General features: G+C 72.2%; 11 protein-coding genes. 5 read left to right on the forward strand and 6 right to left on the reverse strand.

The annotated features are described in order from the left end of the window. The first annotated feature begins 139 nt into the window (after positions 1-139). Positions 140-730, forward strand: coding sequence for an isochorismatase family protein (locus QFZ71_RS10170; RefSeq protein WP_307667936.1), 591 nt, complete (start codon positions 140-142; stop codon positions 728-730). 31 nt (positions 731-761) lie between these two features. On the opposite strand, the gene QFZ71_RS10175 is transcribed toward QFZ71_RS10170, so the two are convergent. Further along, on the reverse strand, positions 762-1,217 hold the full coding sequence (locus tag QFZ71_RS10175; RefSeq protein ID WP_307667937.1) for a hypothetical protein: 456 nt from the start codon (positions 1,215-1,217) through the stop codon (positions 762-764). Positions 1,218-1,341: 124 nt separating this feature from the next. Then, a complete protein-coding gene (locus QFZ71_RS10180) occupies positions 1,342-3,744 on the reverse strand; it encodes an immune inhibitor A domain-containing protein (protein ID WP_307667938.1) in 2,403 nt (800 codons plus the stop codon). Positions 3,745-4,158: 414 nt separating this feature from the next. Between QFZ71_RS10180 and QFZ71_RS10185 the strand changes: the two genes are divergently transcribed. Further along, positions 4,159-4,470 (forward strand): hypothetical protein, encoded by a 312-nt coding sequence (locus tag QFZ71_RS10185; RefSeq protein ID WP_307667939.1) that lies wholly within the window; start codon positions 4,159-4,161, stop codon positions 4,468-4,470. Positions 4,471-4,493: 23 nt separating this feature from the next. Here QFZ71_RS10185 and QFZ71_RS10190 read toward each other — a convergent pair whose 3' ends face one another. Both QFZ71_RS10190 and QFZ71_RS10195 read right to left on the reverse strand, forming a co-directional pair. After that, the gene (locus QFZ71_RS10190; RefSeq protein WP_307667940.1) at positions 4,494-5,159 is read right to left on the reverse strand and encodes an RDD family protein; all 666 of its coding nucleotides are present in this window, start codon (positions 5,157-5,159) and stop codon (positions 4,494-4,496) included. 164 nt (positions 5,160-5,323) lie between these two features. Beyond that, positions 5,324-6,982, reverse strand: a complete 1,659-nt coding sequence (locus tag QFZ71_RS10195) for an RDD family protein (RefSeq protein WP_307667941.1) — start codon at positions 6,980-6,982, stop codon at positions 5,324-5,326. 248 nt (positions 6,983-7,230) lie between these two features. Here QFZ71_RS10195 and QFZ71_RS10200 point away from each other — a divergent pair, with 248 nt between their 5' ends. Further along, positions 7,231-7,713 (forward strand): SsgA family sporulation/cell division regulator, encoded by a 483-nt coding sequence (locus QFZ71_RS10200; RefSeq protein ID WP_307671397.1) that lies wholly within the window; start codon positions 7,231-7,233, stop codon positions 7,711-7,713. 22 nt (positions 7,714-7,735) lie between these two features. On the opposite strand, the gene QFZ71_RS10205 is transcribed toward QFZ71_RS10200, so the two are convergent. After that, positions 7,736-9,103, reverse strand: coding sequence for an FAD-binding oxidoreductase (locus QFZ71_RS10205; protein WP_307667942.1), 1,368 nt, complete (start codon positions 9,101-9,103; stop codon positions 7,736-7,738). 97 nt (positions 9,104-9,200) lie between these two features. On the opposite strand from QFZ71_RS10205, the gene QFZ71_RS10210 reads away from it, so the two are divergent. Then, entirely contained in the window at positions 9,201-10,889 is a 1,689-nt protein-coding gene (locus tag QFZ71_RS10210) for a tetratricopeptide repeat protein (RefSeq protein WP_307667943.1), read from the forward strand. A 101-nt stretch (positions 10,890-10,990) separates the two neighbouring features. Here QFZ71_RS10210 and hppD read toward each other — a convergent pair whose 3' ends face one another. Then, positions 10,991-12,136, reverse strand: coding sequence for a 4-hydroxyphenylpyruvate dioxygenase (hppD, locus tag QFZ71_RS10215; RefSeq protein WP_307667944.1), 1,146 nt, complete (start codon positions 12,134-12,136; stop codon positions 10,991-10,993). A 122-nt stretch (positions 12,137-12,258) separates the two neighbouring features. On the opposite strand from hppD, the gene QFZ71_RS10220 reads away from it, so the two are divergent. Continuing rightward, positions 12,259-12,732 carry an Lrp/AsnC family transcriptional regulator gene (locus tag QFZ71_RS10220; protein WP_307667945.1) on the forward strand — a complete coding sequence of 158 codons (474 nt, stop codon included), beginning with the start codon at positions 12,259-12,261 and terminating at the stop codon, positions 12,730-12,732. Positions 12,733-12,753: the final 21 nt, after the last annotated feature.

The raw sequence follows: 12,753 nt of genomic DNA on the forward strand, positions 1-12,753 counted from the left end.
GGCCGGGTCCGGAACCGGCGGTTTCACGGACGGGCTTGATTGTGACGTTTCAGTGCCTAGGCTCGAACCCTCGAAACCCTCGAACGCACCGCCCCATCCCCACCCGCTCCGCATCCGCCCCCACCGAAGGACACCCGCCATGCACCGCGCATTGATCGTCGTGGACGTTCAGAACGACTTCTGCGAGGGCGGCAGCCTCGCGGTGGCGGGCGGCGCCGATGTCGCCGCCGCCATCACCGACCTGATCGGCGACGCCCAGCCCGCCTACCGCCACGTGGTGGCCACCCGCGACCACCACGTGGACCCGGGCGACCACTTCTCGGCGACCCCGGACTACGTGGACTCCTGGCCGGTGCACTGCGTCGCCGGCACGGAGGGGGTGGGCTTCCACCCGAACTTCGCGCCCGCCGTCGCCTCCGGGGCGATCGACACGGTCTTCGACAAGGGGGCGTACTCGGCCGCCTACAGCGGATTCGAGGGCACCGACGAGAACGGGACCGGCCTCGCCCGGTGGCTGCGCGACCGCGAGGTCACCGAGGTCGACGTGGTCGGCATCGCCACCGACCACTGCGTACGGGCCACCGCGCTGGACGCGGCCCGTGAGGGCTTCGTCACCCAGGTGCTCCTCGACCTGACCGCGGGCGTCTCGGAGGCCACCACCGAGCGGGCCCTGGCGGAGCTGCGTACGGCGGGCGTGAAGCTCTCCGGCACGCCCACCGTCGCCTCGTAGCCGCCGGGCCCCCGTACGGCCCGTCGAAGCCCTATGCGGCCGGGCGGGCCGGTCCGGCGTGCCCGGAGGGGCCCAGCAGCGCCCTGATCGGCCGCCACAGCTCCTGGCACGACGGCAGCGGCTGGGCCGAGGAGAACGGCGGCGAAGGCTGCGACGCCCGGGGCCCAGGGCCCCCCGGCCGGGTGGTGGCCGGGCCCTCCTGCGGAGCGGTCCGCCACAGCAGCCCGTCCGGATGGTGCAGCACCGCCGTGACCTCGTCCGGCGTGGGCGGCCGGTCGTTGCCGCGCAGGTAGACCGCCCGCAGCCCCAGATTGCGCAGCCTGGTCAGGGCGCGCGCCCGGTTCGCCGCGTGCACCAGCACCCGTACCGGGGCGCCCGGCCCCGCCCCCGTACCGCCGTGGGGACCTGTGCCGTCGGCCGGTCTGGTGAGGGTCAGGGCGACCACCACCGTGCCGTTCGGCAACCTGCAGAAACCTCCGCCTGCCATGCTCCGCGCTCCCCCGTGAGACGTCGTGTCAATAAGGATGTGGACAAGACGCACCTAAACACGATCGGCCGCCGCCCGCTAGGGGGCGACGGCCGATCATGGTGTGACCTGCGGTTCTACGTGATCAGCGACCCGAGGGGCTGACCAGCACGCTCATCGTGCGGCCGTCGAGGGGCTCGTGGACGATGGAGATGCGGGTGTTCGTGTCAGGAACCTTGACACCGCCCGTGGGGTTCTCCTTGTACCAGTAGGTGCCCTTGCGGTCGTCGAAGACCGGGTTGCCCGGGGTGGGCTTGATGTAGAGCGGCACGTCCGCGTTGTGGAGCGTGAAGCCCTTGTTCGGGTACCAGCTGAACGGGGCGTCGAACGGCTGGATCTTGTTGCGCAGGAGCGAGCCGTCCTTCCACGTGAGCGGCTTGGCGTGCGCGTCGACCGGCAGGATCAGGCCCTGGCCCGGGTGGACCGAGGTGTTGTTGTCCTTCTGGGAGGTGTCCCAGAACCAGACCAGCAGACCGTTCTGGTACGCGTAGTGCTCGACCCAGTCCGGACGGGTGGTGGAGAAGCCGAAGTTGTACGGGCCGACCTTCAGCGTCTTGTCGTAGGAGACGTACTGGCGGTTCTCCGCGATGTAGTACTGCGGGTAGTCCTGGGTGAAGGACTCGCCGATCCGCGAGAAGCCCTTGGCCGTCCAGCCGTTGTCGTCGCCCTCGGCGTTGTCCGAGAAGAGCGCCGCGCCGTCGGCGGTGACGGTGATGGCGTCGGCCGCGAAGCCCTTGCCTCCCGCGCCGCCGTCCGTCTGGTAGCGGAAGCGGAGGTCGATCTTCTTGCCCGCGTAGGCGTCCAGCGGGAAGGAGAGCTTCTTGTACGTGCCCGAGACGTCGGTCAGGGCCGGCTTGTCACTGGCGTCGCGCGGGATGGCCTTGCCGTCGGCGGTGCCGTCGAGCGCGGTCCAGCTGGTACCGCCGTTGTCGGACACCTCGGTGTAGAGGTAGTCGTAGTCGGCCTCGATGTCGTACCAGCCCGAAAGGTCGAGCGTGGCCTTGGACCTGCCGGTCAGGTCGACCGAGCGGGTCAGGGTGTTCGACAGGTCGTCGCCCATGTCGCTCCACCACTGCTTCGCACCCTCGGCGGGCTTGACGACGGTGGTGGTGACGGCCTTCTTCGGCAGCTCGACCAGGAGCGCCTGCGGGTTCTCGGTGTTGTACTCCGAGACGCCCAGCTTGTGCAGCGAGGTCTTGCCCGCCTTGGCCGTGTCGTAGTCGAGCCAGCCCAGCTTGAGCTTGTCCCACGAGGTCATGTCGCCCGGCAGGTTGCCGATCTCGCCCTGACCGGTGCCGAGCCAGGAGCCCGCCGACATCAGGGACCAGAAGCCGACCGAGTTCTCGCCGCCGCCGGAGGTGTCGTACAGGTCCGGGAGGCCGAGGTCGTGGGCGTACTCGTGGGCGAAGACGCCCAGGCCGCCGTTCTCGGGCTGGACGGTGTAGTCGCCGACCCAGATGCCCGTGTCGCCGATCTGGGCGCCACCGGCCTTGTTGTCCGCGGGACCGGTCGCACCGGCGTTGGTGCCGTACGCGTACCAGCGGTGCGCCCAGATGGCGTTGGTGCCCTCGGCGCCGCCGCCGGCCGACTCGTCCTCGCCGGCGTGGACCAGCTGGAAGTGGTCGATGTAGCCGTCGGGCTCGTTGAAGTTGCCGTCGCCGTCGAAGTCGTAGCGGTCCCACTGGTCGTACTCGGCCAGGTTCGCCTTGATCTGGGCGTCGGTGCGGCCCTTGGCCTTCTGGTCGGCGACCCAGGCGTTCACGCCGTCGCGGACCGCGTCCCACACGTTGGCGCAGTTGGACTGGCCGCAGTAGTTGGAGCCGTAACGGGCCTCGTTGTAGGGGACCTTGACCCAGTCGGAGACCTCACCCTCGACCGAGTAGCGGCCCGAGGAGGTCTTCTCGTAGTAGGTCTTGAGCGAGTCGACGCCCTCGCCCTCGCCGAAGTAGAGCTCCTGGAAGTGCTCCTGGTTGTAGTCGGCCTTCCAGGCGGTGCTGTTGTCCTTCTTCGGGTCCGGCTCGGCGATCTTGTTGTGCGCCGGGCCGGGGGCGCCGCCGTACTTCTTGACGGGCGGCTTGGGGCCGTCGCCGTCCGGGTCGAACATCGTGGTGTCGTCGACCTGGTCGCCGAACTCCAGCAGGATGGTGAAGATCTTGTCGGTCTTCTCCCGGCCGAGCTCCACGTACTTCTTGTCGTCGAGCTTGACGACCTTGGAACCTCCGCGGTTCGCGACCTTCTTGTCCCCGGCGAGCACCTGCTCCAGCGCGGCCTCGCGCTGGGCGGCCTGCTGCTCGCTGAAGGGGCCCTCCAGGTTGTGCTCCACGTGCCCCTTGGCCGGCGCCGGGTCACGGCGGTCGACGCTGGAGACACCGGAAGCCGATGAGCCGTCATGCGCCTGGGCGGTGGCGAAGGTCGACGCCGTCGCGGCAGTCGCGGCCATGGCCACGACAACGGCGGCGGCGCGAAGCGCCCGTCTCTGATTGGTCACTTGATGCAGTCCTCCCCGGGCGTTCGCGCTGCGGCCTGGGGGGTGTGAAGAGGGCCGCGCGCGTCAACGCGTCACAAGTGACGACATTCGATCGGAGTTATGAGAGAAAAGACAGACCTTGACTTGAACAGACCAAGTGCTCTATGCGGAGCGCGTTTCCGGTATGCGGACGGTATGGGAACGGTAAAGGAACGCCAGCAGTCCGGATTCGGCCACCGCGGCGGCTTCCACAGGCGCGTCCCACCGTCCGGTCCGTGAGAGACGTGACTCCGTGCGCCCCCTGTGCACCAGTACCGTGTGTTAGGTCACGCTTACTACCGGTCCGGGGCGGGCACCCACCGTCGTAGGGTCGTTCGGCGCCCCCGATCGTGCCGATCGATCCGCCCATCCGACGTCCCGAGGACGGAAACCGTCATGCCGCGTCCGACTGCCGCACAGTTCGCCTACGGTTCGGCCACCGTCGTCGTCTCGACGCTCGCCCTGCTGCTGCTGTTCCGCGCCCAGTCCGTCGTCGCCGTGGCCGCCGCCGCGGCGGTCGCGCTGGCCCTCGGTCTCCTGGTGGCCCTGCGGCTGCCGGCCGCCCGCGCCGGAGCGCGGGCCGCGGCGGCCGAGCCCGGCCCGGCCGACGCCCGGACGCACCACGCCCTCCTGTCCGCCGGAACCCGCGAGCGGGTCCCGGCGGGGCGTCCGTCGGCGCGGTCGGACGAGCACTCGCTGCGTCGTTAGGACGGCGATCACCGGGGCGGTCGTCAACGGACGGTGACGACGACCGTTTTGGCGGCCTTGTCCTGCAACCCCTGCCGGTAGGGCTTGTCGGTGAACATCAGCACGATGTTGATCAGCCACCACAGGCACGGGCAGCAGAGCAGCGCCGGGGCCCACAGCACGACGGCCCGCATCAGCGCGGCCCCGGTGTCGGGCACCCGGCCGTCGTTGAGCATGGCGACGCGCATCTTCAGCAGCCGCTTGCCCAGCGTGCGGCCGTCCTTGTGCGTGAAGTAGGTGTCGTAGGCGACGTACACCACCAGGCCGATGATCGACCACACCAGCTGCTGCCCGCTGTACCCACTGGCGACCGCGTCCCCGAACCCGTCGTCGCCGTCCCCGTTGACGTCGACGGCGCCGCCCCAGGGGAGCGAGATGAGGTACAGCGGGATCGAGATGACGAGGAAGTCGATGAGCCGCGCCAGGATGCGCTTCCCCGGCTCGGCGAGCGGGGGCATCCCGGCCAGCGGGTCGGGCGCCCCGAAGCCGCCGCCGCTGCCGTACGGGTCGTTCGGCGGGGGCGGAGGCGGCGGGGGCGGCGCACTTCCGTACGGCTGACCCGCCGACGGCGGCGGGGGCTCCTGCGGCTTCTTGAGGAACGGATCGTCGTCCTCGGGCGGCTGGCCGGGCGTCGGGTGGTCGTTGCTCATGGGGGCAGTGCATCCCGCACCGGAAGGGGCCGCAACGGCTCAGGCGCGTTCGGGGGACGCGTGGTGGCATCCGGGTCCGTCCGGCATGTCGCCGCCCGCCCGGCCGGGTTGTCGGATATGCGGATGACGACGTGCCGGTGAGCGGGCGGCGGTACGGCAGTGGCTCAGCCCGCCACGAACGTCCGGGCCGCCTTGTCGTGCCAGCACTGGCGCCAGGGACGGTCGAACAGACACCACAGGACGTTGACCACGCCGAGCACGAGCAGCCCCAGCACGCCGTAGACGAGCCAGCGGCGCAGGGCCGCGCCCAGCGACGGGGGCTCGTGCGACTCGATGTCCCGTACGTCGAGCCCGAACAGCTTCTTGCCCAGCGTCCGGCCCCACTTGGCCGTCGGCAGCGCCTCCAGGAGGAAACCGAGGAGCAGGAAGGCGGCGAGCAGAGCGCCCAGCAGGGCCCCGGTGGTGGAGTCCAGCAGCCAGACGGTGACGGTCTGTCCGGTCTCCTTCGCCGCGGTGATCTTCCGGTCGATGTGGTCGAGGGCGCGAACGGTCAGCGGGATCGCCGCCGCCCCGACGACCGCGCCGAGCACCAGGTTGTCGACCAGCCGGGCGGCGAACCGCTTGCCGAGCCCGGCGGGCCGGGCCGACGCCTGGTTGCGGGCGAGTTGCTGGAAGGGGTCGTCGACCGGCGGCTTCCAGGGCACGACGGGCTGCCCGGTTCCCGCCGCCCGGGGTGGGAACTGCTGCTGCTCGGGCTGGGCGAGGTGGTGGACCTGCTGCGCCCAGGAGGCCGAACCGCCGCCGGCCCCCGGCGTCAGCGGGGTGTGCGGGGCGGCCGGGGGCGCGGGCACGGGGGACGGCGTGCCGACGGGGTCGGCGGGGGCCGGAGCGGGTGCGGGGAGCCGGCCGGGAGCCGCCGCCTGCGGCAGGTGCGGCTGCGGGGCCGGGACGTGCGCCTGGGGCTGCGGTGGCCGCTGCGACTGCGGAGCCTGATGTGCGGCGGGCAGCGCCGGAGGGTACGCCTGGCCCTGCGGCGCCCGGCCCTGCGGCGCCTGATGCGGCGTCGGCCGGGCCGGGGCCGGAAGGGCCCGCGGCTCGGGGGCCGGGGCGATGCTGTGCCGGGCCGCGCTCAGGTTCTGCGGGCCCTGCGGCGCACCGGCGCCGACCGGAGCCGGCGGTACGGGGCCGGGCTGCGGGGCGTCCGGGCGTACGCCGTCGGGCCCCGGCGTGTCGCCCCGGCCGGCCGGGGGCCGCGCCCCCGTCGCGCGGATGGTGACCGTCCCGTCGGTCGGCGGCCGCGTCCCGGCGGCCTCCCGTGCGGAGGGCCCGCCGCCCTCGGCCCGCATGCCGGGCAGCGCCCCGCCGGTCGGGTCCTGGGCCACCGGCGTGCGCGGGTCGGCCGGGGACGCGGCCGGTCCGGGCGAAGGCGGTCCGGCGGGCCCGCCCCAGTCGACCCGGCGGTCCCCCGCGCCGCCGAACCCGGTCTGGCGCGCGGTGTCCGCCTGCCAGACGGACCCCGGCTCCTCCGGACGCGCGGTGGGTTCACCGGAACCGGCCACGGCCTTCCCCGTGCCGTCCTGACCGGACGCGACCGTCCCCGGCCCGTCCTGGAGGGTGGCCTCCTCCTCGTCGAAGAAGATCGGGCCCGTCTCCTCCGCCGGCGCGGTCCGCGCACCGGCCGCCGGGGCGGCGGGCGCCGGGCGGCTCGTACCGGGGACCCAGGAGGCGCCGTTCCAGTACCGGACGTAGCCGGGGATGGAGGGGTCGGGGTAGTAGCCCTCGCGCGGGCTTTCGTCACCGGGTGCCGGAGTTGGCGCGCTCATCAGCGGGTCCCGTATCTCTTCGCGGCCACAGGCCGTCCCCGGCGCTGCGGGCGGACGGCCTCAATACAAGGGTCCACATCTATCAGACAGCCGCCCGCCCTCGGGCAGGTCCACCCGTTCAGGACCTCTTTCGGGACCGCCTGAAGTTTTTTCGAGAAGTCGCGTAATAGGTGGCGGGGTGGGCGCTCTCTCCTGGTGCGGGACGGTCACGGGACCGGCCCATGAGTACCGGAAGGTTGTGCATGTCGATGATGAACGTCGTGGAACGTGAGCTGGAGCTGAAGCTGGTCCTGTCCCCCGAGCGGTCCATCCCGGTGCCCGCCCGGCTGACGTATCGCACGGACGACCCGTTCGCGGTGCACGTCGCGTTCCACATCGGTTCCGAGTCGCCCGTGCACTGGACGTTCGCGCGGGAGCTGCTGGTGGAGGGCGTGTTCCGGCCGTGCGGGCACGGGGACGTGCGCATCTGGCCGACGAAGGTCGCGGGCCGCAGCGTCATCTGCGTGGCCCTCACCTCCCCCGACGGCAACGCCCTGCTGGAGGTGCCCTCGGCCGCCGTGGCCGCCTGGGTGGAGCGGACCCTGCGGGTGGTGCCGCCGGGCACCGAGAGCGACCGGCTCGGGATGGACGAGGCGCTGGCGGAGCTGCTGGCCCCGCTGCCGGCCGACGACCTGTGGCTGAGCGATCCGTGGTCGTCGGACGACGCGTCCTCCCAGGACGGCGAGGCGTGACGGCGGACGGACGGGAGGGGTGTCAGAAGAGCTTGCCGGGGTTGAGGAGGTTCAGCGGGTCGAAGGCGGCCTTGATGGAGCGTTGCAGTTCGACGCCGGTGTCGCCCAGTTCGCGGGCGAGCCACTCCTTCTTGAGGACACCGACGCCGTGTTCGCCGGTGATGGTTCCGCCCAGCTCCAGGCCGAGCGCCATGATCGCGTCGAAGGAGGCGCGGGCCCGGCGGGACTCGTCGGGGTCGGCCTGGTCGAAGCAGACCGTGGGGTGGGTGTTGCCGTCGCCGGCGTGGGCGCAGACGCCGATGGTGAGGCCGTACTCGTCGGCGATGGCCGCCGTGCCGGCGAGCATCGCGCCGAGCTGTGAGCGGGGGACGCAGACGTCGTCGATCATCGTGGCGGACTTGACGGCCTCCAGTGCGGTGAGGGCCAGCCGCCGGGCCTGGAGCAGGAGTTCGGACTCGGCCGGGTTATCGGCCGGGACCACTTCGGTGGCCCCGGCGGCGGTGCAGAGGGCCCCGACGGCGGCGAGGTCGGTGGCCGGGTCCGGCGTGTCGAAAGCGCAGAGGAGGAGCGCCTCGGTGGTCTCGGGCAGGCCCATCGAGGCCAGGGCGTTGACGGCACGCACGGTCGTACGGTCCATCAGTTCGAGGAGTGACGGCGTGTGACCGCGTTCCATGATCCGGCACACCGCGTCACAGGCGGCGTCGGTGGACGGGAACTCGGCGGCGAGGACGAGCTGCCGGGGCGGCCGCGGCCGGAGTGCGAGGACGGCCCGGACGACGATGCCGAGGCTGCCCTCCGAGCCGACGAAGAGCCGGGTCAGGTCGTATCCGGCGACGCCCTTGGCGGTGCGGCGGCCGGTGGTCAGCAGCCGTCCGTCGGCGAGGACGACGTCCAGACCCAGCACGTATTCGGCGGTGACCCCGTACTTCACGCAGCACAGGCCGCCGGACGCGGTGCCGATGTTGCCGCCGATGGTGCACGTCTCCCAGCTGGAGGGGTCCGGCGGGTAGTACAGACCGTGTTCGTCGACAGCGCGTGACAGCACCGCGTTGACGACGCCCGGCTCGACGACGGCGATCCGGTCGACCGGGCTGATCTCCAGGATGCGGTCCATCTTCACCAGGGAGAGCACGATGCAGCCGTCCGAGGCGTTGGCCGCGCCGGACAGGCCGGTACGGGCGCCCTGCGGGACGACCGGGACGCGCAGCGCGGTGGCGGTGCGCATGACGTGCTGGACCTGCTCGACCGTGCGCGGGAGCACCACGACGGCCGGGGTGCCGGCCTCGCAGAAGCTCGCCATGTCGTGGGCGTAGGACGCGGTGATGTCCGGATCGGTGATCAGCGCCTCGCGGGGCAGTCCCGTGCGCAGCCGTTCGAGGAGATCGCTCATGATCCCAGCGTGGCACTCGGGGCCAATGGTGTGAACCCGTGGGCGGGAGCGATCCCCAGAGACGGTGTGCTCGTATGACTGACGCAGAGTGATGGCCATGGATGTCATGCCGCAGCAGGATCCGGAGCCCCGCCAGCCGCCCGAACCGTCCCCCGAGGACCCGTACGCGCTGCCCGCCGAAGGCGCCACCGCCCTACCCCCGCCCCCGCCCACGCTGCGCACGACGCTGCGCCGGGCCGCGTTCGGCGCGGTGGCCGCCGGGGTGCTGCTGGCCGGGGCGCTGGTGGCGGTGGACGGCCGGGAGGGCGGGAAGCCGGAGGAACCGGGACCGGTCGAACGGGCCGAGGCGGCGACGACCGCGGGTTCCCCGGCCTCCCTCTCGGACCTCACCGCGCTGATCGGGGACCGGCAGAAGTGGGTGGAGTCCCATCCGAAGGACGCGCCGTCCCTGGCGGTGCTGGGCGCGGCGTACGTGGAGTGGGCGCGGCGGTCGGGCGACCCGGCGTACTACGCGCGCGCCGAACGGGCCCTGAAGCGTTCCCTGGAGGCGCGGCCGGGCGAGCGCGGGAACGGGGAGGCGTGGGTGGGGCTGGCGGCCCTGGCCAACGCCCGGCACGACTACCTCGCGGCGAAGCGGTGGGGCGAGAGCGTGAAGAGGCAGCAGCCGAGTGCCTGGAGCGTGTACCCGGTACTCATCGACGCGTACACCGGGCTCGGCGACCGGAAGGCGGCCACCGCGGCGACGGAGAAGTTCGGCGAGCTGCGCAAGGGCGTTCCGGCCCTGGCCCGCACCGCCGACCTGTACCGGGGGCAGGGGTGGCGCGAGGACGCGCTGGCCACCGCCCGCGAGGCGGCGGACCGGGCGACGCAGCCCGCCGAGAAGGCCGAGGCGCTGCACCGGCTGGGCGAGCTGGCCTGGGATCGGGGTGAGCCGGAGGAAGCGCTGGCTCAATTCGACGCGGCCCTGCGCACGGACCCCGGCCACCACGCCTCCCCGGCGGGCCGGGCACGGGCGCTGGTCGCGCTGGAGCGCACCGACGAGGCACTGGCGGCGTACCAGAGCGCGCTGGAGAAGCTGCCGAGCCCTCAGTACGCGCTGGAGCTGGGCGAGCTGTACGCGTCGCTGGGGCTGGACGGGGACGCCCGCACCCAGTACGCGAAGCTGCGGGAGATCGTGGCGGCGGCCAAGAGGGCCGGGGTGGACGAGTCCCTGGTGCTGGCCCGGTTCGAGGCCGACCACGGGGACCCGGACACGGCGGTGGAACTGCTGCGCGCCCAGTGGCGGGGGCAGCACCGCAGCGCGGCGGTGGCGGACGCGCTGGGCTGGGCGCTGCACCGGGCCGGGAGGTCCGAGGAGGGCCTGGAGTACGCGCAGCGGGCCGCCGACACGGGCGTGCGGAACGCCTCGTACGCGTACCACCTGGGCGCGATCCAGCGGGAGCTGGGACGTTACGGTCCGGCCCGCCGGAACCTGGAGCAGGCGGTGCGCACCAACCCGGCCTTCTCGCCGCTCGCCGCGCCGCTGGCCCGTGAGGCGCTGGACGCGCTGGGCGAGCCGCCGTCGGGCGGTCCGGGCGACGCGCAGCCGCCTCCGCCCCCGCCGGCACCGGAGCGGGAGCCGGAGCGGGAGCCCGCCCCGGCGACGAAGCCCGAGGCTCCGGCGGCCTCGAAGCCGCCGGCATCCGCACCGGCCCCCGCGCCCTCCGCGTCGAAGCCGCCGCGGGAGCCCGCGGCGTCCGGGGCGGCCGGGACGGGCGGCGCGGCCCCGGCGGCGACGGGCGCGTGAGCCGGGTCGGGGCTCCGTGACGGGGCCGGGAACGACGGGAGCCGCCGCGGTCCGGGGTACTGCCCCGGACCGCGGCGGCGTTTCCGTACCGGGGGTACGGGTCAGAGGTTGCCGCGCTTCTCCTGCTCGCGCTCGATCGCCTCGAACAGGGCCTTGAAGTTGCCCTTGCCGAAGCCCATGGAGCCGTGGCGCTCGATCATCTCGAAGAAGACGGTCGGCCGGTCCTGGACCGGCTTGGTGAAGATCTGCAGCAGGTAGCCGTCCTCGTCGCGGTCCACGAGGATCTTCAGCTCGCGCAGGGTCTCGACCGGCACGCGGGTCTCGCCGGCCCACTCGCCGAGGGTGTCGTAGTACGAGTCGGGGGTGTCCAGGAACTGCACACCGGCGGCGCGCATCGAGCGGACCGTGGAGACGATGTCGTTGGTGGCGAGCGCGATGTGCTGGACGCCGGCGCCGCCGTAGAACTCCAGGTACTCGTCGATCTGCGACTTCTTCTTCGCGATGGCCGGCTCGTTGATCGGGAACTTGACCTTCAGCGTGCCGTCGGCGACGACCTTCGACATGAGCGCGGAGTACTCGGTGGCGATGTCGTCGCCCACGAACTCCTTCATGTTGGTGAAGCCCATGACCTCGTTGTAGAAGCCGACCCACTCGTTCATCCGGCCGAGCTCGACGTTGCCGACGCAGTGGTCGATCGCCTGGAAGGTCCGCTTGGCGGGCGGCTCGACGATCGGCGAGGCCGCCGCGAAGCCGGGGAGGTAGGGGCCGTCGTAGCCGGAGCGCTCCACCAGGGTGTGGCGGGTCCTGCCGTACGTGGCGATGGCGGCGAGGACGACGGTGCCGTTCTCGTCCTTGACCTCGTGCGGCTCGGTGATGCCGCGCGCGCCGTGCTCGACGGCGTAGGCGTACGCGGCCCGCGCGTCCGGGACCTCGATCGCGAGGTCGACGACGCCGTCGCCGTGCTGGGCCACGTGGTCGGCGAGGAACGTGCCCCACTCGGTGGACGCCTTGATCACGGAGGTGAACACGAACCGGGCGGCGCCGTTGGTCAGGACGTAACTCGCGGTCTCGCGGCTGCCGTTCTCCGGTCCGGAGTAGGCGACCAGCTTCATGCCGAAGGCGGTCGAGTAGTAGTGCGCGGCCTGCTTGGCGTTGCCCACGGCGAAGACGACCGCGTCCATCCCCTTCACCGGGAAGGGGTCGGCCTGCCGGGCGCTTTCGGGGCTGGTGTGCAGAGTCTCAGTCATGTTCGAAGGCTCTCCCTACATCGCAAGGTGCGCAACAGTTTGCGCATTCACTGGTCAATATGCACAGCCGATCGCCATGATGGCCGGACTATCTGTGCAGGCTGACCACCGAAGGCGGCGTCATGGCGATCGATCATCTGGACGGGCGGCTCATCGTGCTCCTGGCGCGCGAACCGCGCATCGGCGTCCTCGAAGCGTCCCGGCAGCTCGGGGTGGCGCGCGGGACCGTGCAGGCGCGGCTGGACCGGCTTCAATCGAATGGCGTCATCCGGGGATTCGGACCCGACGTGGACCCGGCGGCGCTGGGCTACCCGGTCACCGCGTTCGCCACGCTGGAGATCAAACAGGGCCAAGGGGCGGACGTGAGGGCGCACTTGGACGGCGTACCGGAGGTGCTGGAGCTGCACACGACCACCGGGCACGGCGACATGTTCTGCCGCCTGGTGGCCCGTTCCAACGCCGATCTCCAGCGAGTGATCGACCGGGTTGTCGGATTTGATGGCATCGTCCGGGCCTCCACGGCGATCGTCATGGAGAACCCTGTGCCGCTGCGGATCATCCCGCTGGTGGAACAGGCGGCCGAGGACACCGACTGAGCGAAGGGCTCGGGAGGCCCG

The sequence above is a fragment of the Streptomyces sp. V2I9 genome (assembly GCF_030817475.1).
In the GTDB taxonomy this organism is placed as follows: Bacteria; Actinomycetota; Actinomycetes; order Streptomycetales; family Streptomycetaceae; genus Streptomyces.